Source organism: Flavobacteriales bacterium (assembly GCA_016124845.1).
GTDB lineage: Bacteria > Bacteroidota > Bacteroidia > UBA10329 > UBA10329 > UBA10329.
The window spans coordinates 146,326-167,720 of record WGMW01000008.1; the positions used below are offsets into that span (position 1 = coordinate 146,326).

Annotated in this window: 21 protein-coding genes, 1 pseudogene and 1 riboswitch; of the genes and pseudogenes, 13 read left to right on the top strand and 9 right to left on the bottom strand. The window is 46.4% G+C overall.

What is annotated here, in order from left to right; translation table 11 throughout:
• The first annotated feature begins 168 nt into the window (after nt 1-168).
• The 4 genes and pseudogenes from GC178_03745 (at nt 169) to GC178_03760 (ending at nt 2,336) form a co-directional block, all read left to right on the top strand.
• Complete coding sequence (locus GC178_03745) at nt 169-897, top strand: geranylgeranylglyceryl/heptaprenylglyceryl phosphate synthase (GenBank protein ID MBI1286671.1); 729 nt, start codon at nt 169-171, stop codon at nt 895-897.
• Nucleotides 898-900: 3 nt separating this feature from the next.
• Nucleotides 901-1,089, top strand: a pseudogene (locus GC178_03750) (hypothetical protein).
• A gap of 16 nt (nt 1,090-1,105) precedes the next feature.
• Entirely contained in the window at nt 1,106-1,750 is a 645-nt protein-coding gene (locus GC178_03755) for a nicotinamide riboside transporter PnuC (GenBank protein MBI1286672.1), read from the top strand.
• Nucleotides 1,751-1,781: 31 nt separating this feature from the next.
• Nucleotides 1,782-2,336, top strand: coding sequence for an AAA family ATPase (locus GC178_03760; protein MBI1286673.1), 555 nt, complete (start codon nt 1,782-1,784; stop codon nt 2,334-2,336).
• Between the two features lie 36 nt (nt 2,337-2,372).
• On the opposite strand, the gene gwsS is transcribed toward GC178_03760, so the two are convergent.
• The 3 genes from gwsS to GC178_03775 form a co-directional block, all read right to left on the bottom strand.
• Nucleotides 2,373-3,404: a grasp-with-spasm system SPASM domain peptide maturase gene (gene gwsS, locus GC178_03765; GenBank protein ID MBI1286674.1), complete on the bottom strand. Its 1,032-nt coding sequence runs from the start codon at nt 3,402-3,404 to the stop codon at nt 2,373-2,375.
• 210 nt (nt 3,405-3,614) lie between these two features.
• Nucleotides 3,615-4,619, bottom strand: a complete 1,005-nt coding sequence (gene gwsG, locus GC178_03770; protein MBI1286675.1) for a grasp-with-spasm system ATP-grasp peptide maturase — start codon at nt 4,617-4,619, stop codon at nt 3,615-3,617.
• Nucleotides 4,620-5,152: 533 nt separating this feature from the next.
• A complete protein-coding gene (locus GC178_03775; protein MBI1286676.1) occupies nt 5,153-6,058 on the bottom strand; it encodes a hypothetical protein in 906 nt (301 codons plus the stop codon).
• 192 nt (nt 6,059-6,250) lie between these two features.
• On the opposite strand from GC178_03775, the gene GC178_03780 reads away from it, so the two are divergent.
• The 3 genes from GC178_03780 (at nt 6,251) to GC178_03790 (ending at nt 9,461) form a co-directional block, all read left to right on the top strand.
• Nucleotides 6,251-7,639: a short-chain fatty acid transporter gene (locus GC178_03780; GenBank protein MBI1286677.1), complete on the top strand. Its 1,389-nt coding sequence runs from the start codon at nt 6,251-6,253 to the stop codon at nt 7,637-7,639.
• 115 nt (nt 7,640-7,754) lie between these two features.
• Complete coding sequence (locus GC178_03785) at nt 7,755-8,129, top strand: GxxExxY protein (protein MBI1286678.1); 375 nt, start codon at nt 7,755-7,757, stop codon at nt 8,127-8,129.
• Nucleotides 8,130-8,189: 60 nt separating this feature from the next.
• Nucleotides 8,190-9,461, top strand: coding sequence for a divalent metal cation transporter (locus GC178_03790; protein MBI1286679.1), 1,272 nt, complete (start codon nt 8,190-8,192; stop codon nt 9,459-9,461).
• Here the strand turns inward: GC178_03790 and GC178_03795 are convergent.
• Nucleotides 9,436-10,080: a hypothetical protein gene (locus GC178_03795; GenBank protein MBI1286680.1), complete on the bottom strand. Its 645-nt coding sequence runs from the start codon at nt 10,078-10,080 to the stop codon at nt 9,436-9,438. The two genes, GC178_03790 and GC178_03795, sit on opposite strands and share 26 nt — an antisense overlap.
• 100 nt (nt 10,081-10,180) lie before the next feature.
• Nucleotides 10,181-10,274: riboswitch (TPP riboswitch) on the top strand.
• On the opposite strand from GC178_03795, the gene GC178_03800 reads away from it, so the two are divergent.
• Nucleotides 10,260-12,713 (top strand): TonB-dependent receptor plug domain-containing protein, encoded by a 2,454-nt coding sequence (locus GC178_03800; GenBank protein MBI1286681.1) that lies wholly within the window; start codon nt 10,260-10,262, stop codon nt 12,711-12,713. (Overlaps the previous riboswitch by 15 nt.)
• Here GC178_03800 and GC178_03805 read toward each other — a convergent pair whose 3' ends face one another.
• Nucleotides 12,714-14,396, bottom strand: coding sequence for a T9SS type A sorting domain-containing protein (locus tag GC178_03805; GenBank protein MBI1286682.1), 1,683 nt, complete (start codon nt 14,394-14,396; stop codon nt 12,714-12,716). It lies immediately after the preceding gene.
• A 109-nt stretch (nt 14,397-14,505) separates the two neighbouring features.
• On the opposite strand from GC178_03805, the gene GC178_03810 reads away from it, so the two are divergent.
• Both GC178_03810 and GC178_03815 read left to right on the top strand, forming a co-directional pair.
• Entirely contained in the window at nt 14,506-15,396 is an 891-nt protein-coding gene (locus tag GC178_03810) for a T9SS type A sorting domain-containing protein (protein MBI1286683.1), read from the top strand.
• A gap of 38 nt (nt 15,397-15,434) precedes the next feature.
• The gene (locus tag GC178_03815; GenBank protein MBI1286684.1) at nt 15,435-15,902 is read left to right on the top strand and encodes a methylated-DNA--[protein]-cysteine S-methyltransferase; all 468 of its coding nucleotides are present in this window, start codon (nt 15,435-15,437) and stop codon (nt 15,900-15,902) included.
• A 51-nt stretch (nt 15,903-15,953) separates the two neighbouring features.
• Here the strand turns inward: GC178_03815 and GC178_03820 are convergent, their stop codons facing one another.
• From GC178_03820 to GC178_03835, 4 genes are read right to left on the bottom strand one after another with little or no spacing between them, the layout of a single operon-like run.
• Entirely contained in the window at nt 15,954-16,475 is a 522-nt protein-coding gene (locus GC178_03820) for a hypothetical protein (GenBank protein MBI1286685.1), read from the bottom strand.
• 14 nt (nt 16,476-16,489) lie between these two features.
• Nucleotides 16,490-16,849, bottom strand: coding sequence for a hypothetical protein (locus tag GC178_03825; GenBank protein MBI1286686.1), 360 nt, complete (start codon nt 16,847-16,849; stop codon nt 16,490-16,492).
• A 56-nt stretch (nt 16,850-16,905) separates the two neighbouring features.
• Nucleotides 16,906-17,505, bottom strand: a complete 600-nt coding sequence (locus GC178_03830; protein MBI1286687.1) for a hypothetical protein — start codon at nt 17,503-17,505, stop codon at nt 16,906-16,908.
• Nucleotides 17,502-18,425 carry a bifunctional riboflavin kinase/FAD synthetase gene (locus GC178_03835; GenBank protein ID MBI1286688.1) on the bottom strand — a complete coding sequence of 308 codons (924 nt, stop codon included), beginning with the start codon at nt 18,423-18,425 and terminating at the stop codon, nt 17,502-17,504. Before GC178_03835 ends, GC178_03830 begins: the two co-directional genes overlap by 4 nt.
• A gap of 193 nt (nt 18,426-18,618) precedes the next feature.
• Here GC178_03835 and GC178_03840 point away from each other — a divergent pair, with 193 nt between their 5' ends.
• From GC178_03840 to GC178_03850, 3 genes are all read left to right on the top strand, one after another.
• Nucleotides 18,619-20,121, top strand: a complete 1,503-nt coding sequence (locus tag GC178_03840; GenBank protein ID MBI1286689.1) for a F0F1 ATP synthase subunit beta — start codon at nt 18,619-18,621, stop codon at nt 20,119-20,121.
• 78 nt (nt 20,122-20,199) lie between these two features.
• On the top strand, nt 20,200-20,439 hold the full coding sequence (atpC, locus tag GC178_03845; GenBank protein ID MBI1286690.1) for an ATP synthase F1 subunit epsilon: 240 nt from the start codon (nt 20,200-20,202) through the stop codon (nt 20,437-20,439).
• Between the two features lie 130 nt (nt 20,440-20,569).
• Nucleotides 20,570-21,316 carry a hypothetical protein gene (locus GC178_03850; protein MBI1286691.1) on the top strand — a complete coding sequence of 249 codons (747 nt, stop codon included), beginning with the start codon at nt 20,570-20,572 and terminating at the stop codon, nt 21,314-21,316.
• Nucleotides 21,317-21,395: the final 79 nt, after the last annotated feature.

Consider the following 21,395-nt stretch of genomic DNA (forward strand, 5'->3'; position numbering starts at 1 on the left):
TCCAAACAATGAATGGAGTGGATTTACAAACCTTTCAACGGCTTAAGAACACAAGGGTTGCTCAACACCCAAGTCAAAGTCCAACATTTGTCTTCCGAGTTCCTTTTGGGCAAATTCCATCAACTTGGTAAGAAACCACCGCCATTCCGTAAGTTTGCAATCCGAAACATGGTACTTGACCGTTTGCATAGCGCCAAAGCCGAAGGAACACGTTTGTTCTCATTGTTGATCGACCCCGACAAAACCGAGGGAACCGATCTTGAGCGAACGGCCATCAATGCTCAACACGCGGGTGTAGATCTACTTTTCGTGGGCGGCAGTCTTCTGGTCAACGACCGATTGTTCGACACCGTTCAGATCATCAAGGCCAACTGCGATATTCCTGTGGTGCTTTTCCCTGGCGATAATATGCAAGTGGTTCCGAATGCAGATGCCATTCTTTTGCTGTCGGTGATTTCTGGAAGAAATGCTGAGATGCTGATCGGCAAACACGTGGTGGCCGCACCAAGATTGAAGAACAGCGGGCTGGAGATCATCCCAACGGGATACATGCTTATTGACAGCGGCAAACCGACCACCGCTTCTTACATGAGCAACACCAATCCGTTGCCACATGACAAGGATGATATTGCAGCCTGCACGGCCATGGCAGGCGAAATGCTCGGCATGAAAACCATTTTCATGGATGGTGGCAGCGGTGCATTCAATGCTGTTTCTGAAAGCATGGTGAAACGCGTGGCACAGCACGTGGATGTTCCGTTAATTATTGGTGGCGGACTGAAAACCCCCGAAATGGCCAAAGCGCGTTTCGATGCAGGTGCAACGGTTGTAGTGGTTGGCAATGCCATCGAACAAAATGGCTCATTGCTTGCCGAAATGGCAAGTGCCAAATTCTGAGAAATGAAAGTTACACTTGAAATTACGATGTATCCGTTGACCGATGGGTATAAAGAACCTATCAAGGATTTTCTGCGGGAACTGAACAAATGCCAACGAATTGAGGTGATCACCAATGGTGTAAGCACGCAGGTTTTCGGAGAATACGATGATGTAATGGCCGCGTATACCTCTTCGCTCAAACCGACCTTCCAATCGGAATTGACCGTTGCGGTGGTCTCAAAGCTCATCAACACACATTTGCCGCCCGACCGCTGGGACACATCGCAATGGACCTGAGCCGTTGAATTCACTCCAACGCATCTTCGAACCGCGTTTTTGGTCCACCGACCGAATTGTTGAAGCCGTTGCGGTCATTGCCAGTTTCCTCTACACCTTCCTGTACATCAAAGAAAGTGCTTGGTGCTGGCCGTTCGCATTCATAGGTTCTGCGCTTTTCACCTACCTGTGCTACGCACGAAGGATTCTGGCGGAAAGCTTTCTCCAGTTCTTTTATGTGCTGATGGCAGTCTACGGCTACATGACCATGGGAAACCAATGGCAGGCCAATGTTTGGAGTTGGCAGAGCCATCTCATTTGGATTGCCATCGGTACGGTCGGCATGTTCATTTCCGCCTTCTTGCTGAAGAGATTCACAACCGCGCAAATGCCGCTCGAAGACAGCTTCACCACGGTTTTCAGCCTGATCGCCACATGGATCATGGTGAATTATGTACACGAGAATTACCTGTATTGGATCGTTATCGACCTTGTTTCGGTGCATCTGTATTGGAAGAGGAAGCTTTACTTCGGTTCCGCGCTTTTTGTAGCATACACCATTTTGGTCACCGCAGGTTATTTCAGATGGATGTGAGGATGGGTGCGAATTACGAATTGATGCGAATATGACGAATCGGGATTCTTTGAGTAGGAAAATCGGTATCGTTGCGCTTGTCGGACCCGAAAGCACAGGTAAAACCACGCTGGCGCAAGAATTAGCGGTTCATTACAATGGAAGTTTCGTGCCTGAATTTTCGCGTGAATTTTTGGAAGCACGGGATGGAAAGTACACTCAGGCCGACCTCCTCACCATTGCCAAAGGACAGCTTGGCCTTGAAAATGAGGCCATCCAAAACGGAAAAGAACCTATTTTCTGCGATACCGATGTCGTAGTGGTAATGGTCTGGCACGAGTTCAAATACAATGAAAAAAGCGCAGCTCTTGAAGCACTTTTCAAGCAACAGCCAAAACGAAAATATCTGCTCACCTATCCCGACCTTCCTTGGCAGAATGATCCGCTGCGCGAAAATCCGAATGACCTCAACGCTCTTTTCGAACTCTATGACGCCACATTGAACAGGCTGGACGTTGATTATTCCGTAGTGAAAGGAACTGGTTCTGCCCGGTTGGAAAATGCAATTGACCTTTCAGAATCAAGTTTCACAGAGATAGATCCATAAACCAAAACTCGCATAAACACCTTCGGAAGCACTTAATCAATCATTTTCCCATTTGGCCAAATAAGGGTCATAGGAACAGCGCAATGGTTTGGACAAGTCATCATCTACATCAGAAACAAATGCACGGCAATCAGTACAGATATAGCGGAACTCACAATCCTTGCACACTAAAATTTGATCTTTGGTCATTTTCCCAAATCGTTTGAACTCCTCAATCTTGAGGATGGAGTCAAAGCGTGTAGAATGGGCATTCCCGAACGAATGCCCCATTGATGGGCAATTCTTAATATTTCCATGTACATCCACGGAAATTTTCCCATTCAAACAGGAGTTAAAGTGTTTTGCTTCTGAAAACAAATCTCTGTTGACCACAAATCCATCTGGATGAATAAATCCGCAATGGTCTGAAGATGTGATCCTATTTGTGATCTGGTAAACAGGACACTCTTCTCGTTCGTTTGATAGCAGTTGGTTTGAGTAAGCCGAATGAATGATGATCTTTACCAATGCTGGAAATTTCCGGGACAACACCCTTCCTATTTGGGTGTTTTCATGACCAATGTTTGCAATTATCAATTCTACATCCGTAAATCCTTCACTCTGGGCATGACCAAGGATCGTTTCAATCTCTACGGTAGGAATCATCTCGAAAAAGCGCAATTGTAACGCTTGACAGTTTAGTTCCGATAACTGCTTTAGAATATATTCAAACGGATGTCGCGAATTGCTGTCCGAGTCTATTATGGCATGAGTGACCGGGCTCGGTGATTCCCATTGAAATTGCATTTGGGGGAACACGCGACTTTCCTCCTCCGTACACCAAAAGCCGTATTCCCGGCTTTCCAAGACCTTCAGTTGCTCCAACAACTTTACTCCATTTGGCTTCTGAGAAATTCGTTGAATGTCATTAGAACTCAAAAACCTTCCGTCCGTTATTTCTTCGAACAATTCATTTGAGATAAACACATATTCGGAACGCTGGAGGTCGCAGACAATGGCGCGAACCGCACCCTTCACAGGAACGCAGCACGCGAACAACCGGAACCCTTTCTGCACTTCATCCTTCATTGTTGAAGGGATTCCAATGCGTAAAATCCAATGTATTTGAGTACCTCCTGATAAATTGTCCTGTCAATTGATTCCTTTTTCCTGAACTGTCACTTTCTATGGTTCGGAACACTGGTTCATCTTTCATGTCGACAGCAAATGAATAGAGCATGCAGTAGGAGACACTTGTCCTGTCTTGTCGTTCGCTCAATATCAATTCAAACTCAGGTATCATTCTCGGTCTATCAGATATTCTGCAATTGTCTTTTCAATCGGGAACTCACAATCTGTACTTAAAGCATCAAACTGACCGATCGGGTTCACTTCCAAGAAGTAGTATTGGTCATCCTCAGACAGAACCATGTCTATCAGCCCGAAATTCAGGTTGAGACCACCCATCAGGTTAAACAACTTTGCAGAAATGGTTTCCGGAAGCTCGAATGGTACAACCCTGTTCGGGAGTGAATGGTCATACTGCCTGAAATCCGTACGTGTCTTTGGATTATTCTGTGAGAAGATGGCACCACAGAAAATCCTGTTTCCAACAACACAGATTCTCAGATCCACTTTTTTCCGAACCTCTTGTTGGAATAGAGACGGGCCAATGTGTTCCGGTAGATTCCCTATTGAATCCGCAGTTACTTTCAGAGTGGGGTGGGCATAATGCTTGTCATCTCGCTTGAAATTGAAACTGTTGTAAATGGCCTTGCTTATCATGCCTTCATGGCATTCCTCAAAAAAGGATGCGATATCCTTCCGTGTGTTCAGTATGCGTGTTTCAGGTATGATTAGTTCAGCAGTTTTTGCTTTTTCAAGTACCATCAATTTGTTGGTCTCGTACCGAAACGGATTGCCCAAGTGTCGTTTGGTCATCAATAGTCCGTTTATCCAACTATTTATGGATGTCCATTCCCATCGTAGAAAAGCTGTGGCAGACCTTCCGAGATCAGTATTCTCGAATTCAGTCTTAGATTGTTGTTCTACATCTACGAGATCTCCGCCACGGAACCATACTGAATGGATTTCAGATAATGTAACCTTTATATTACTGCTTTTAAGAACGATTTCTGAATACCTACCGGCAATGTTGGCGCTGCAAAATCTTAAATTCTTCTCAGCATGAAATGGTATTCTTACATGTTCAGCCCCAAAATGACTGAGCCAATCAATGACCTTGTTGGTGCTATGGTCATACGGTTGGGATAGGAGAACTATCAATGTGCTTATAGTGAGAATTCATTCCAATCACTAATTCCTACTAATTATTTTTTGATTTGGAATAATCAATCCAATCACCTCGATTCCAAATACTGCGTGAAGCCACTTTGCCAGATGTAAATGAGATTACCCTTCTAACTGTTCTCAGATTCTCATCCCAGTAAAACTCAATATAAGTGCGATATGCCATAAACATGTTTTTTCCAAGATATGAGATGTCTCTAAACGTCACGCTTGTCCTAAACTCTTCAACTCTGACAAGCGTATCTATTCGGGCAGAGTGATGTTGAAAGTCGAGATTGGATATTGCTTTTTTAATGTCATCTATATTGGCAAACCTACTATTGATTAAGCGTGAAGTGTCCAACACGAACAACATTAACGTTGAGTCCTCCATATTGCCATATATCAAAGCGTTATGAACTTTAAAGGCTTCTATCCTATGATCTTCAAATAATTCGCTGCTTCTGTAGAAATCAACCAAGTCATTGGGCTGGGTAAAACCTGCACAATTCAACATGAATACAAGTATTATGCAGGTTGAAATGTTCCTAATCATAGCCACAACCTGGTCCTTCAGTAGGAGGCGCGCCTTCGCCTGAAAAGGTTCTACACCAACCATGGGATGTGTAGAACCTTGTGTCACTTCCCTTGTTGGAAGTACCTTCAGTATGCCACTTGGTATTGGGTTTTCGTTCACGTCCGATAGGTCTTCCAATGTGTGACATGTCTCCCCCGCCAATCATCATTTCACTGCCTCCGCCATTACAATTACATTCTTCTATTCGCACCGATGAACCCAAAATTCCAACATTCTTCGGCACCCACCCGAACACCACTTTTCCGGCAACCACAGCCAGACTGCCGATGAGGGCAGAAAGAAACACCAATGACGTGGACATGGAATCGGTCGCGTTGACCTGATAATAGTCGAACTGCGCCCCGAACATGGCCGCATCGACCCAATAGGGAATGTTCGATGTGTCAATGGCCGAATTGGTGGTCAGATAAGGGCTCCAGGACCCGGATGTGGCGATCTGGTCTCCCCAATACTCCGCATCTGCCTCTCCAAGTGCCAATACCATCTGCAGACGGCCGGCATTGCCCTTGAGATGGGAGGCCGCCCCTGATGCATCGAACAGGCGGTCGAACTGATTGCCCAACGACACGGCCGGCACTCTCTGTAGGGAGCTGAGAAAGGGAGAAGAGCCCCCATTGTCGATATAGCCGTTGATGGCATTGGCGATGGAGGCACGTGTGGTATTCTCGCCTTCTGCGCTTGAAAGCTCCGTATAGACAGTTGACATGTAATCATATACGGCATCAATCAGATCATCAATGGTCACACTACCGGGACCTCCGGCACCGATGGATGTGATGATGGCATCAAGCCCGTCCTTATGCTGCTGCGCCAAGGTGGCGTACGGGTTCACGTAATCTATCTTTGAATCGCTCATGGTTGTTTCTGTTTTGTTGAGTGAAGTTCGGGAAATATTTTTCGGAATTCCAACTTTCGGGGGGGGGTAAGTTTTCAACGATCAATCAACAGGTGGCTGTTCATTTCCTGTGATTCCCGAAAGACACAGAACTCTCTGCACAACGCCATCATTCGAAAATTCTCTGTGCAATAAACTCTGCATATTTGATGCATGAGTTTCTCATCAGCTATTGAAAAAGCCTTCCGAGCGCTACTTCCCGCCCCGTTCACCATTGCGGTGGTTCTGACCATTATTACCATGTTGTTGGCATTCGGATTCACATCCTCAGAGGCCACAGGTTTCAATCGGGTTATTGAGGTTTTCGGGTTTTGGGAGAACGGCATTTGGAACAGCGGGCTCATGGTATTTGCTATGCAGATGATGCTGATCCTGGTGCTCGGACATACGCTTGCGTTGACCAAACCTGTCGATGCTATCATCAGCTACGCCACACGATTCTGCACCAACTCGGCCAATGCCGCAGCGATTGTTACGCTGCTTACGGTACTTGTTGCACTGTTCAATTGGGGACTTGGACTGATCTTCGGAGCGATTCTGGCAAGGAAAGTCGGGGAACATGCGGTACAGAAAGACATCGACCTGAACTATCCGTTAATCGGTGCTGCGGGTTATTCTGGGTTGATGGTCTGGCATGGAGGCATTTCGGGATCGGCACCGATTAAAGTGGCTGAGAAAGGGCACATTCATTCATTGATGGAAGGAATCGTCTCACCCGAGCAATTGCAACTCCTTCCCGACCCTGTTTCATTTTCGGAAACCGTTTTTGGGAACATGAATCTCGTTGCCATTCTACTTGTGATCATTGTCCTTCCCACATTCATGTATTGGATGGGAAAACGCGCATCCATCGGTAGTTATCTGCCCATTTCCAAACCCGATCTGAAACTGGAATCGGTGGATGTTTCGGGTGCTGAAAAACTGGATCACTCCAAGTATTTCGGTCTTGCCATCGGTGCGGTCATAACCATTTATTGCATGTATCAGGCTGCTCATATTTTCCCCGAAAAGGGTTTCGGTTTCATCACCCCGAATTACATCAACCTGCTGCTGCTCGGTCTCGGATTGTTGCTGCACAGAAGTTTTTTCCGATTCCTGAAAGCCATTGATCAAGCCATTGGTGGTGCTTCTGGAATACTGATTCAATTCCCGCTCTATTTCGGCATCATGGGCATTATGAACAGTTCCGGGCTGGTGCAGCTGTTCTCAGATTTTTTCGTGAACATTTCCAACCAGACCACCTTCCCGATCTTCACGCTTATCAGCGCGGGAATCGTGAATATTTTCGTTCCGAGCGGTGGCGGACAATGGGGTGTTCAGGGACCGATCATCCTTCAGGCTGCTTCCGAATTGGGTGTGAGCATTCCCAAAAGCATCATGGCATTGGCCTACGGTGATCAACTCACAAACATGCTTCAACCTTTCTGGGCATTGCCTCTCCTCGGAATCACCGGGCTGAAAGCCAAAGAAATACTGCCATATTCCGTTGCATTGATGGGTGTTGGAGGAGTTCTGTTTATCACGGTTTTATTTATTTTTTAATTGCACAGAGATAATATTGAGTTTTGGAGACACACAGAGACAGTTTTCTTTCGGTGATTCATTTCCTCTGCGCATCTCTTTTTCTCAAAGAATCTCTGTGTAAAACCACCATATAATGAGAAGCGAAGATGGACTCACAGGATTGATCATCGGTGCGGCAATTGAAGTTCACCGAGAATTGGGTCCGGGACTTTTGGAGTCCGTTTATCAATCATGTTTGGTGATGGAGTTGAAAGAACTCGGACTCAAAGTGGAAACAGAAATCCCCATGCCTGTTATTTACAAGGGAATGGAATTGGATCAAGGATATAGAATCGACCTATTGGTCGAAAATGAGGTTGTCGTTGAACTGAAAATCGTAGAAAAACTTACCGATGTTCACACCGCCCAGATTCTGACCTACATGCGGCTGGGCAAGTATCCAAAAGGACTTTTGATCAACTTCAACATGAAACTTCTCAAAAACGGAATCAAACGCTTCGTCATCTAAAAACCTCTCTGTGCATCTCTATTTCTCAAACAATCCCTCTGTGTAAGAAATCCTAATTCCGTGCAAGGAAACCGACTCACCAACTTCTTGAAAACCCTTGGCCCGGGGATTCTATTTGCCAGCACGGCCATCGGTGTTTCGCACTTGGTGCAGAGCACGCGGGCGGGAGCCAATTTCGGGTTTGCACTGGTCGGATTCATCATAGCGGCCAACCTATTTAAATACCCGTTTTTCGAATTTGGAAGTCGCTACGCCAATGCCACAGGAGAAAGCCTGATCGATGGCTACAAGCGCATCGGCAAGTGGATGCTTTGGCTCTATTTCCTCATCACCATCATCAGCATGTTGTTTGTTTCAGCAGCCGTTGGAGCGGTCACTTCGGGTTTCCTTCAGAACCTTTTCGGAATCACCTCGTGGGGAATTTACGCCACCATCGCGCTATTTTCCGTGTGCATTCTCATACTCGCCAGCGGACAGTACGGTCTTCTTGACAAACTCACCAAGATCATCGGTTCGGTGCTGTTGCTATCCACGGTTTTTGCATTTGTGCTTGCGCTGAACAAAGGCCCGAATCCGCAACTGCCAGATTTTGTTCCTCCCAGCATTTGGGATGAAGGCAGCATGCTTTTCATAATTGCATTGATGGGCTGGATGCCAACAGCGGTAGACCTCAGCGCCTGGAACAGTCTGTGGACGTTGGAGCGCATCAAGGAAACAGGCTATCGCCCTAGCATGAAGGAAACTCTGGCCGATTTCAATCTCGGTTACATCGTTTCGGCTGTGCTGTCGCTTTGCTTCGTTACGCTTGGTGCGAATATGCTTTACGGAACGGGAACCGAACTACCCGACAGCAGCGGTGCTTTTGCCAATGCGGTTGTTGGGCTTTACACCAATTACATCTGTGGCTGGAGTTATTTGATCATCGCAACCGCAGCGTTCAGCATCATGTTCGGAACATGCATTGCGGTTTTTGATGGCTTCGCCCGTAGTTTTGAACGGACGATCGAATTGCTTTTTCTTCCTGAAAAGAAAAATCTGAGTACGAAAAGAGCTTACAATTTGTCGCTGGCGGTCATCGGAATCGGAGCGTTTCTCATCATCTTCCTCCTTGGCAAACACATTAAAGTATTGGTTGATCTGGCCACGACCATCAGTTTTCTCATCGCACCGCTTATTGCCATCGTCAATTTCCGTTTGGTGACCGGAAATCAGATTCAGAAGAAAGACCAACCTGCTGTGTGGCTCAAAATGCTGAGCTGGGCAGGAATCGTGTTCCTGAGCGGGTTTGCAATATGGTTCTTGGCAATTAAGCTTGGAATCTATAATGTCTGAGATAGCCGACATCCACTGCCGTGATCTCCTTGATGAAGTGTTCTGGCTTTAAAATATTATCGCAGTAGGCGATCTCCACCTCTCTTTCACAATCGTGCACAAAAACATCACCCGACCCGACCAACTGTCTTCCTGCGTAGATGCTTTTCATTCGACCTGTGGTTCCTTCTCCCCAGCCTGTAGGCGCATCAACAAGAACAACATCCCATTTCTGGTCAGCAATATCTGAAGGGAATTGCATTGATAGCTTTTCCTGATTCTGAAGAAGCTCTTTCCATTGTTCGATCTTCGTATCATAGGCCACTAAGTAGGCTTCAATTCCTGCGATACGTTTTTTGATCTTACGTAACCAGAAATCATCGTCCTCAATAAAAACGGTTCTTCCACCAAGATTGGAATTCATCCAAAAAAGGCTGTCGTTTCCTACTCCAAAAATCAGAAGTTTCGAATCCGATTTCTTTCTTATCTCTTTCCGAATGGCCAACATCTGCTCAACTGTCAACTGGGTCCCCGTCAATCTCCTCATCAACTTTATGAGCCATGGCCAACCGGTGCGGCCAGCGAGTTTCGTTACCGTTTGCGCCAACCAGAAACTGAACTTTGCCCGAAACTGTTCCATCCTTCTTTTAACGAATCATTTGTAAGTGGAACGCTAAACTAAGCAGATTCTGAGGTTGCGAACGCATAAACTTTCTTCAGACCAAACTAATCGTAATTTTGCCGCCAATCGGGGGTGTCCGAAAATCGGGCTGAGATCATACCCTACAACTTGATCCAGGTAATGCTGGCGTAAGGAAGATGAAAACACAACTATTTACGGTGGCGCTATGCCTGTGCGCTTTACAAATGCGGGCCCAATCCATATCAGGAACAGTTTATTCTGCGGCTGACAGTTCGGCCATTCCGGGCGTGAATGTTTCGGTGAAGGGAACTTACAGCGGAACGTTTACCGACAGTGAAGGCAAATTCAACTTGCGGTACGGCAAAAGCGATTCGCTTACGCTGCTGCTGAGTTTCATCGGTTACGATGACAAGGAAATAAACACGGCCTCTGGAACGAATGAGCTACAATCGATCTACCTGAAACCGACATCTTACCAGAAAGATGAGGCGGTGGTGCTATCAACTCGCGCCAGCCACAACACGGCAACTGCTTACACGGATGTAGATGAAAAAACCATCAAAGAGCGGAATTATGGTCGCGACATTCCTTATGTGCTGCAACTGGAACCAAGCGTGGTGACCACCTCAGATGCCGGTGCTGGGGTCGGCTACACAGGAATACGAATCCGTGGTACAGATCCAACACGCATCAATGTGACTTTGAACGGTGTTCCTGTCAATGATTCTGAATCGCACGGAACATATTGGGTCGATTTTCCCGACCTCGCATCCAGTCTGAGCAATATTCAGGTGCAGCGGGGCGTGGGAACCAGCAGCAACGGAGGCTCGGCATTCGGTGCCAGCCTCAATATGCAAACAGGAACGCTCCACAAAAAGTGGTATGTCGATATCATCAACGGTTACGGCTCGTTCAACACGTGGCGACATACGATCGCGGGCGGCTCTGGACTGATCGCCAACAAGTTCACCATCGATGCCCGATTGAGCCGGATCTCATCAGACGGCTATGTAGACCGCGGAAGTTCCAGTCTTTGGTCACTCTACGCTTCGGCTGCGTACCATGGCAAAAAGACGTTGATTCGTTTCAACGTGCTTTCGGGGTTGGAAAAAACCTATCAGGCATGGTACGGAACACCCGAAGCGCGCATTACAGGCGACATTGGCCAGCTGAACGCCTACATAGAGCGGAATGACCTGTCTCATGCGGAAGCAGACAATCTCAGAAACAGCGACCGCAGGTACAACTATTACACGTACAAGAACCAGATCGACCATTACCGACAGGATCATTACCAACTGATCCTTTCGCACGAGTTCAACCAGCAATGGAATTTCAACCTGACGGGACATTATACCCGTGGTTACGGCTATTATGAAGAACAGAAATTGGGTGAGAATCTTTCTGATTATGGATTGCCATTTGTGATCCAGGGAAACGATACGACCAAAACTTCGGACATCATCCGCAGGCGTTGGCTCGACAACCATTTTTATGGTGCCACATTCAGTTTGAACTACAATTCTGGCAAACGGTTCTCGGCCACGTTCGGTGGCGGTTTCAATCAATATCTGGGTAAACATTATGGTGAAGTTGTAGGAACGGATTCCGATGCCTACGAGTCCATCCATCATCGTTATTACGAGAACAATGCTCGTAAGAACGACATCAATATTTATGTGAAGGCAACCTACTTCGTACATCCGAAAGTAAGCCTGTTTGCGGACCTTCAGCACCGGACCATTGAATACAGTTTCTATGGACCGTTCGCTTCCATTTTCGGAGATGTATCGATGCAGCAACAACTGTTGAACTGGCATTTCTTCAATCCGAAATTCGGCATCAACTACGAGATGAACAGCCGCAACCGTTTCTACACGTCCATTGCCATGGCCAACCGAGAGCCCGCACGAACCGATCTTGTGGAAAGTACGCAACTCACACGCCCGAAACACGAAACGCTCTACGATTGGGAATTGGGCTATCAGAGACGGTCGCGTACGTATTCGGTCGGCATCAATGCCTTTTGGATGATCTACCACAATCAGTTGGTACTGACAGGTGCCATCAATGATGTGGGTTCGTATACGCACCAGAATGTGGATTGGAGCGACCGCTACGGATTGGAGCTGACGGCCAATTGGAACATCATCAAAAACCTGAATATTTCAGGAAACTTCACTTGGAGTCAGAACAAGATCTGGGATTTCACAGAATATGTGGACGATTATGACAATGGTGGTCAGGTGGCCATTCATCATGGAACAACCGACATTGCCTTCTCACCGAATTATATTGCTGCGGGCAACCTTACCTACGAACCGATCAAGAAGCTCCGCGCATCATTCATCACCAAATATGTAGGCAAGCAGTTCTTGGACAATACATCAAATAGCGACCGCATGCTGAAAGGCTACGTTGTAAATAACGTTCAAGTGAGCTACAGCATCAGTTGGAAATTCTTCAAGGAGATCGGCTTGGGACTACAGTTGAACAACATCTTCAACCAATTGTATTCTTCCAACGGATATACATTCTCGTATATCTACGGAGGTCAAACCACCACGGAGAATTTCTACTATCCGCAAGCGGGTTTCAACTTTATGACGATGCTGACCCTGAAGTTCTGATCAGTACAGAACAATCTTGGAAGACAACTGCTGACCAGCTGAAGAAACCTTCACGAAATAGAGCCCTTCGGACAGACCGAGTGTTTGTTTATCCAAACTGATGCGCTGCCGACCGATCGAACAATTGGCGGACGATCGATAGACCTCTTGCCCCATTTCGTTCAGTAGAACCACCTGAAACTGGTCTCTTTCTGTTACATCAAATGCCAGATTGATGGTTCCATTCGTTGGATTCGGGTAAACCTTGAGCGGGTTCGGTGCTAAGCCATTCTGTTCTTCAATACCAGCGGTGAGCGGCTCCTCCACATACTGAATGTAAGTGACATACATCTCGTCTTCCGTTGTAAGACCGAAATAGATCGTATTCTGTCCTGGATTCGTAAACGTAGCTTCATGAATCAACCCATTGGTAAAATTCACTTCAAGCAGTTCATCATCAAACGTTCTGAAAGGCGGGTGCTGCCAATCGTAATATCCCTGATCGAAACTGTAGGTATCATCGTAATGACCATTATAAATGTTATCGCCCTTCGTTCCATCTGGGTTTCTCATCCAAACTTGAAAATCTTGCCCTGTTTTGTGCGTGTGCGCCATAATGGACCAGATATACCATGTATAGGTTGTATCCGTTTCGTACTGGGTGATCCTGTAAACCGAATCGGTGGTACCTGGAGGAATGACCAAGGCCGAAGGATCGTTACCTCCATAATACACGGGGCTTGATTTCATTTCCTCTTGAGCCGTGCCAGATGGTTGCGTATACACATTCATGTAGAACTCGCCCGCAAGAATGGAATCCGAACTGTAATTCGGCAAGTGATAGTTGAGGTCCAGGACCACATTCGCATTCCAGAAAAACGCTGCCCCTTCCGGAAGCACCACGTCTTGACTATTTGGCCATTGACCGATGATGTCTGCCGTGTAATAAACACCCGCTGCATCAAGAATACTGTTCACCGGTCTGAGGCCGGGAGCAAAATTCGTGTCTTGATTGGGGTAGTATCGATAAAGTGCCGTATGATGTCCGAAATCGTTGATCTCGATATTCACGCGGTTCACCTCGGTCGGATCCGTAAGGTCTGTGCTGTATTTGTAGAAAAACTCCCTCTCTTCAAGCGGAGCCAGAAAGAACGGTCCGTAATGGATCTGAATTCCTTCGGATGGGTCTGGAATGGGAAGCGGCTCCATTCGCGACATACCCATCGTTCCATTGTAGTAATCAGACAACAGCTGCGGATCGACATAATCAGAAACAGTATCAGCCCCAAATAGAATCCATTGACGCACCATTTCAATGTCCTCGTATGCAAGATGCGGGCTGTTCTGTGGCATCTGCGTTCCCATTGCCTGAACCAGATGACTGACCGGGTCAATATCCGCAGCGATCTTGGCGAAAAGGAAACTTCTTTCGGGGTAACCTGGATCTACCAGCTTCAAACCGGCACTTACCGCGGCAGGATTCACGGGTACAACTCCGGCCAGTTCTGCATAGACCTCCGCAACCGTTCCAGACAGGTTCAGCTGTCCGCTGGGATTTGACCCACTGTGACAACCGATCGTACAGTTATTGTTGAATATCGTCTTTACGCGTTCAAAGGACGTTTGCGAGAACGCCCCGTTTGCAAGAAAAAGTAAGCAGACTACGATTGAAACGGTTCGAATTTCAGAAGCAAAACTTCTCATGAAAGAATAATTTTTAATAAACGGAGGTTGAAATTACACTACGAGTAGCAAATGACAAGCAAGAGCAAAACTTTTGCATTACTTTGATTGCAACTAAAAACCATTGATCATGATAAAACATCTACTTCTTTTTTCGGCTTTAGCATTCACTTTTAGTGCAAGCCTTGCTCAAATTACCAATGGCGGTTTTGAAAACTGGACCTCTGGTCCGGGAAGCTGCGAAAGTCTGACGGATTGGGGAACCCTCAACGCAAACACCTACTTGGTCGGAATCTGCACTACTCAAAAAGAATCGTCCAATGTCCACGGAGGCAGTAACGCCCTTAAGTTAGTGACGCAGCACGTACAGATAACTTTGCCTCCAGTTGACGAGATGGCACCTGGAATCTGCACCAACGGTACCATCAACACGCAGACACAGGCCGTGGATGGAGGTGACCCGTTCACAGCAAGACCAACAGCATTTACGGGATGGTATAGGGCCGACCCCGTGAATTCAGATACATATTCGTTTTCTGCATTGTTGATCAACGAGACGACCGGTGATACCGTTGGCTCAGCTGAATGGAGTGGCAATACGGTTGTCTCATCATGGACTCAGTTCAGTGCTCCCGTGACCTACTATTCTGCTGATTCTCCGACTCTTGTTCAAATTCTTTTGCTGTCAAGCAATACGAATAACCCTCAAGAGAATAGCGTTGTGTATTTTGATGACCTTGATTACGAGACCATCACAGTTGGTATTGCCGAGGAGGATATTGCTGCAATTCAAGTTTATCCGAACCCCGTTGTTTCTGATGTCACTTTCAACCTTGGCAAACTCAACGGTGGAAAGCTCATCATCTCAAACATCATGGGACAACGAGTTTATGACCAGCAATTGAATGCATCTCAGAATGTCATCTCAATGGATCGATTCACAAACGGCACGTACATCTACCGTCTTACAGACCTTGATGGTGCTTTCCTCAAAACCGGAAAGATCATTCTGGCGCGATAATTCACACATGTTTGTTTTAAGGATGGGTAACTTGCGGCATGCGGGTTACCCATTTTCTTTCTCCTATAGGGACGCTTGAGATAACGGAAACGAACGGAGCGATTTCCAAGGTTCTTTTCATTGAGGGTGAACCGAGCATCTTTCATTCAAGCGAAATTTTAGACCGATGCGTTCAGCAACTTCAGGAGTATTTTGAAGGAACGAGAACGGTGTTCGATTTAATCCTGAACCCGGAAGGAACCGAATTTCAAAAGGCTGTTTGGATTGAATTGCAATCCATTCCGTTCGGGAAGACCATTTCTTACTTGCAGCTGGCCAAACGCCTCGGTGACCCGAAAGTGATCCGTGCAGCAGGAACAGCCAATGGGAAAAATCCGATCGCCATCATCATTCCGTGTCATCGGGTTATTGGTAGCGATGGAAGCCTGACAGGCTATGCAGGCGGTTTAAAACGGAAGCAATGGTTATTGGAACATGAAAGTTCTCAGGGAAATCTATTCAGTTAAACAAGGTTCTTCCCGCCTTAAGCCAATTTCAATTATCGGCCAATACAGAACTTAGATTTGTGGAATTCCCATTTCCTGTCTATTAAACTTCGTATTCGATTCTATTTCATCAATCAGGTAAGGGAATCCAACTAAATGCATGTGTGCTTTAATTTGCTGATCCTTGCTCCTGATTTTCAGTTCCAGACTGACCTTTCCAAAGGTGACAGACTCAATATCAACCCATTTCATCGTCTTTATCTTGCCGAGCATGGTGGTTTGTTCCAATTGATCCGGAGTAATCACCAATTTAAACACGATGCCTATTAGTAGCAACGGAATTCCAAGGCCGCTGGCCATTAGAAAAAGCATTAGAACAAATATGGTCTCATCAGGTTCACATGTCCATAATCCGTAAACTAAAACCGTGAGCCCGGCAATCGTAGCAAAACCTCCAATAATCGGGTACAAAACAGGAAGTCGAAGTATTTTATTTCCCTTCTTATCTTCCTTTGGCTTTTTCTTGGAAGCTGCGACCAATAACGCCATTACCAGCGTGACCGCTAAAGGAGTTATGGCGCTCGAAATATCCATTTAAAACGCAAGGTTCAAATAACCTTCTTCTTCAGATAGTAGGTATTGAGTTGCATGCCGTCTCCAACAGCTTCTGTGGCTGACTGAATGGTATAGCCATTGCTCAGAAAATCTGACAATGTTTGCTTCAGAACGAAGTCGCCATCACCATGATCGGCATCGGTCACTTCCACCTGATCGATCTTTCCTGCACCTTTCGAAACAAACACCACCGATTTGATATTGAAAAGCTCGTTCACGGGTTTCACCACTCGGATAATGGCCAGACTGTCGCTTTTGGATTCGGGGGCAGGGCCGCCATTCCACGAACCAAGCATCAACCAACCGAAAATCATACTTGAAATGATGAGGAAACTGCGTAATTGAGTTTTCATGACCGTGGAATTTGCGACTGAAATTAGGAAATGTATTTCCCAATATCAACAGCCCATCAATTCCCGCAATTACAATGTTGATCCATTTTCACCTCTACGTTCGGAAGCAGAATCTTAATGTCCTCCTGCTCCGCTGCTGTCATCACAATAACCCGAAGATCGATCTCCTGAAGCGCATACATTTCGGCCATTGAGCCAGGCAAACCCGTGATATTGTTGCTCCACATATCTATGTAGCGCAGCTTTTTCAGGTTCCCGATCTCCATAGGAAGTGTCACCAGTTCATTCTGACTGATGATGAGTTCCCGCAGGTCTTCCAACTGCCCGATCTCCGCTGGAAGCTCTTCAATTTTGTTCTTGTTGAGAATCAGCTTTTTAAGATTTTTTAACAGACCGAGTTCGGGAGGAATGGATTTCAGGCGGTTTCTGCTCAGATCCAACCATTGCAGGTTTGGAAACTCGGTGAACACTTCTGGAGGAACTTCCTTCAAGCGTTCTTTCAGTTTCAGGCTGTAGACGCTATCGTGCGGAGCGGCCAAAGCTTCCTCAAGCGTTGTGTATTGATAGACCTGAGTTTCAAGCGCATCCAACGTGTAATTCTGTCCAAATGAGTATTTGGAAAAAATGACGAATAGGATAAGCGACAAATACCTCATAATATCTTTTCAGCTTCATTCTTATCGATCAGCAATCGTTCCTTCAACTGATCGACCGAATCGAACTTCTGTTCATCTCGGATGCGGTCTTTCAACTGAAGTGTGATCTTCTGACCGTACAATTCTTCATTCAGTTCAAAAATATGAACCTCAATTCTTCTTGCTCCTCCATCAACGGTCGGGCGGGTGCCGATATTGAGCATGCCGTTGAATTTCCTTCCGCCCAATAAGACGTAGCAGGCATACACACCGTTGGCAGGAATGACCTTATTTCTATCCTCCACCTGAACATTTGCCGTTGGATACCCCAAGGTTCTTCCCAGTTTATCGCCATGGATCACCGTTCCAGACAATTCATACATGTACGAAAGGTATTTGGCAGCGGTGGCCACATCGCCATGGCTTAACGCTGCGCGGATCTTGGTGGAACTCACCGCCACATCGTCAACATCTTGAGCCGAAATTTCCTCCACCTGAAAACCATAGAGCGGCCCTGACTCGCGCAAATGCTCAAAGCTTCCTTCCCTGTTCCTTCCGAAATGATGGTCGTAACCGATGACCAGCACACTCGTCCCCAATTTCTCCACCAGAATATCACGGATGAAATCGATGGAAGTTGTCCGCGAAAATTCGCGTGTAAATGGATGAATGATGAGGTTCTGAACTCCAGCCTCTTCCAACAGTTTTATCTTCTCATCCAACGTGGTAATGAGTTCCAAACCGTGGTCATCTGGAAACAGTACCATGCGCGGATGCGGATGGAAGGTCAGCAGCACACTTTCGCCATCGATCTTACGGGCAATCTCATTGATGCGGGCAATGATCTTGCGATGCCCGATGTGTACACCATCAAACGTTCCTGTGGTCACAACAGCACCGTTCACTTTCTCAAACTCCTCAATGGAATGATAGACCTTCACGCGTTTTTCCTCACTTCGATGGGCGACAAAAATATCCATTTACACGGGCTATAGGTGTCATTTTTGTACTCAAAAAGCACATCTCAACATGCTTGTCAACAAATTTTAAACACCCCTTGTCACCCTGATTTAAATGACCTACTTTCGCAGCCGAAAATTTCGAGCATATACCTCTGAATCAAAGCTAAAGTAAATGTCAGTTCAAACCGGTAAAGTAGCCCAGATCATCGGTCCAGTATTGGACGTGAGTTTCACCGAGGGTGGAGAGCTTCCAAAGATCATGGATGCCCTTGAAGTAACACGTCCTGACGGACAAGTAGTAACGCTTGAGTGCCAGCAGCACATCGGTGAAGACACCGTTCGTGCCATTGCGATGGACTCAACAGACGGTTTGAGCCGCGGAACGGAAGTTCGCGCACTTGGCGCACCGATCACCATGCCTATCGGTGATCAGATCTTCGGTCGTCTTTTCAACGTGGTTGGAGACCCGATCGATGGAATGGCCGATTGCGATAAGAAAGGCGGTTACCCGATTCACAAACTTCCACCTAAGTTCGAAGACCTTTCAACTTCTACAGAAGTACTTTTCACAGGTATCAAAGTAATCGACCTTATTGAGCCTTATGCAAAAGGTGGTAAGATCGGTCTTTTCGGTGGTGCCGGTGTTGGTAAAACCGTATTGATCCAGGAGTTGATCAACAACATCGCCAAAGGACACGGAGGTCTTTCTGTATTTGCAGGTGTTGGTGAAAGAACACGTGAAGGAAACGACCTTCTTCGTGAGATGATCGAAGCAGGAATTATCGATTATGGTGATGCATTCCGTCACAGCATGGAAGAAGGCGGTTGGGATCTTTCCAAGGTCGATCATGAGAAATTGAAGAAGTCGAAAGCGACTTTCGTTTTCGGTCAGATGAACGAGCCTCCAGGTGCACGTGCGCGTGTGGCGCTTTCAGGATTGACAATTGCGGAGTACTTCCGTGATGGTGATGAGAAATCAGGAGGTCGTGACATCCTTTTCTTCATCGATAACATCTTCCGATTTACACAGGCAGGTTCTGAGGTATCGGCACTTCTTGGTCGTATGCCATCTGCGGTAGGTTACCAGCCAACATTGGCAACTGAGATGGGATTGATGCAGGAGCGTATTACTTCAACTAAGCGTGGATCGATCACATCTGTACAGGCGGTTTACGTACCTGCGGATGACTTGACCGACCCTGCTCCAGCGACAACTTTCTCGCACTTGGATGCAACAACAGTACTTTCCCGTAAGATCGCTGAGTTGGGTATCTACCCAGCGGTTGACCCATTGGATTCAACTTCTCGAATTCTAACTCCAGCAGTCGTTGGTGCAAACCATTACGATACTGCTCAACGCGTGAAGGAAACGCTTCAGCGATACAAGGAACTTCAGGATATCATCGCCATTCTTGGTATGGACGAACTTTCTGAAGAGGACAAATTGGTTGTACACCGCGCAAGACGAGTTCAGCGTTTCCTTTCTCAGCCGTTCCACGTGGCCGAGCAGTTTACTGGTCTGAAAGGCGTTTTCGTAAGTATCGAAGACACCATCAAAGGCTTCAACATGATCATGGACGGTGAGGTGGATGAATATCCAGAAGCTGCATTCAACCTTGTTGGAACCATCGAAGAAGCGATTGAAAAAGGTAAGAAGTTGATGGCGGAAGCCTAAACGACACAAGTTATAGGTTATTGGTTATTCGTTATCGGTGATTAACTCAATAACTTAATAACGAATAACCCAATAACTATGACACTCGAAATCGTAACACCAGACGAAAAGGTTTTTGAAGGAGAAGCACGTCACGTGCAACTTCCTGGCAAAGAAGGTCTTTTCGGCATCTTGAACAACCACGCACCAATTGTTTCAACCTTGGTAAAAGGAAAGATAAAGGTAGAAGCCGTGGATGGTGATGTTCAGTACTTCGATATCGGTGGTGGTGTTGTGGAGATGAACAACAATAAGGTCATCGTTCTTGCAGAAAAGTAATCTTGCAAACAATAGAATTTCCCGAAACCCTGTTCGTTTGTGCGAACAGGGTTTTTTATTGTTGGTTACTCTGTTCGAAAAATTGGAACATTGATTGATAGAGGTGCGTAAGCAATCGTAATTTTCGAGGATGATGAGATTGAGAGTTCTGAGTTTACTGCTGGTTGTACTGGTCAGCGCTGCAAGTGTTGATGCACAGACCGCCAGACGAGTAAAATTCCCTTCTAAAGATGGTGTAACGATCACGGCCGACATGTATGAGGCCGACCCAAGTTACCCTTGGGTGGTGCTGTTCCATAAGGCACAATCGAGCCGTGGCGAGTTTCAACGCATTGCGCCAAAACTGAACAAACTGGAAGTGAACTGCATTGCCGTGGATCTGCGGTCAGGCAAAGAATCCAACTTCATTGTAAACGAGACCTTCGTGCTTGCCAAGGAAACTGGCTTGGGTACGGAATATCTTGATTCGGAACAGGATATGATCGCGGCCATCCAAAAGGCATTCATCATTGCCCGAAAGCCTGTGATCATTTTCGGCAGTTCGTACACGGCATCGCTTGCTATGAAACTCGGTCAGGAGATGTCACAGGTGGCGGCTGTTATCGCATTCAGTCCAGGAGAATATTTTGGCAACAAGTTGAATGTAATGGATGTGGCGCATCAACTCACCAAGCCAACTTTCATTGCTTGCAGTGCAGATGAGAAGAAGTATGTTAAACCGATTGCGGATGCGGTGCGAACAGACAAGAAGATATTCTTTGCTCCACCGAAGGGAGGCGCTCATGGGGCCGCCTGTTTAGATAAAGGCACCGAGGGTGAAACCGAATACTGGATCCAGATGATCAACTTCATCCAAACGGTGAAGAAAGAATATTGACCCGTAGAGACGCGATTTATCGCGTCTCTATTTATCGCGGCTTCATTCATCCCATCTTTCTAAGACCATCATCACGAGA

Bases quoted from the DNA above. Each gene is read 5' to 3' on its own strand.
- GC178_03745 (MBI1286671.1), top strand. From the start codon at position 169: ATGGTACTTGACCGTTTGCATAGCGCCAAAGCCGAAGGAACACGTTTG.
- GC178_03760 (MBI1286673.1), top strand. From the start codon at position 1,782: ATGACGAATCGGGATTCTTTGAGTAGGAAAATCGGTATCGTTGCGCTT.
- gwsS (MBI1286674.1), bottom strand. From the start codon at position 3,404: ATGAAGGATGAAGTGCAGAAAGGGTTCCGGTTGTTCGCGTGCTGCGTT.
- GC178_03775 (MBI1286676.1), bottom strand. From the start codon at position 6,058: ATGAGCGATTCAAAGATAGATTACGTGAACCCGTACGCCACCTTGGCG.
- GC178_03780 (MBI1286677.1), top strand. From the start codon at position 6,251: ATGAGTTTCTCATCAGCTATTGAAAAAGCCTTCCGAGCGCTACTTCCC.
- GC178_03785 (MBI1286678.1), top strand. From the start codon at position 7,755: ATGAGAAGCGAAGATGGACTCACAGGATTGATCATCGGTGCGGCAATT.
- GC178_03795 (MBI1286680.1), bottom strand. From the start codon at position 10,080: ATGGAACAGTTTCGGGCAAAGTTCAGTTTCTGGTTGGCGCAAACGGTA.
- GC178_03800 (MBI1286681.1), top strand. From the start codon at position 10,260: ATGAAAACACAACTATTTACGGTGGCGCTATGCCTGTGCGCTTTACAA.
- GC178_03805 (MBI1286682.1), bottom strand. From the start codon at position 14,396: ATGAGAAGTTTTGCTTCTGAAATTCGAACCGTTTCAATCGTAGTCTGC.
- GC178_03810 (MBI1286683.1), top strand. From the start codon at position 14,506: ATGATAAAACATCTACTTCTTTTTTCGGCTTTAGCATTCACTTTTAGT.
- GC178_03815 (MBI1286684.1), top strand. From the start codon at position 15,435: ATGCGGGTTACCCATTTTCTTTCTCCTATAGGGACGCTTGAGATAACG.
- GC178_03820 (MBI1286685.1), bottom strand. From the start codon at position 16,475: ATGGATATTTCGAGCGCCATAACTCCTTTAGCGGTCACGCTGGTAATG.
- GC178_03825 (MBI1286686.1), bottom strand. From the start codon at position 16,849: ATGAAAACTCAATTACGCAGTTTCCTCATCATTTCAAGTATGATTTTC.
- GC178_03830 (MBI1286687.1), bottom strand. From the start codon at position 17,505: ATGAGGTATTTGTCGCTTATCCTATTCGTCATTTTTTCCAAATACTCA.
- GC178_03840 (MBI1286689.1), top strand. From the start codon at position 18,619: ATGTCAGTTCAAACCGGTAAAGTAGCCCAGATCATCGGTCCAGTATTG.
- atpC (MBI1286690.1), top strand. From the start codon at position 20,200: ATGACACTCGAAATCGTAACACCAGACGAAAAGGTTTTTGAAGGAGAA.
- GC178_03850 (MBI1286691.1), top strand. From the start codon at position 20,570: ATGATGAGATTGAGAGTTCTGAGTTTACTGCTGGTTGTACTGGTCAGC.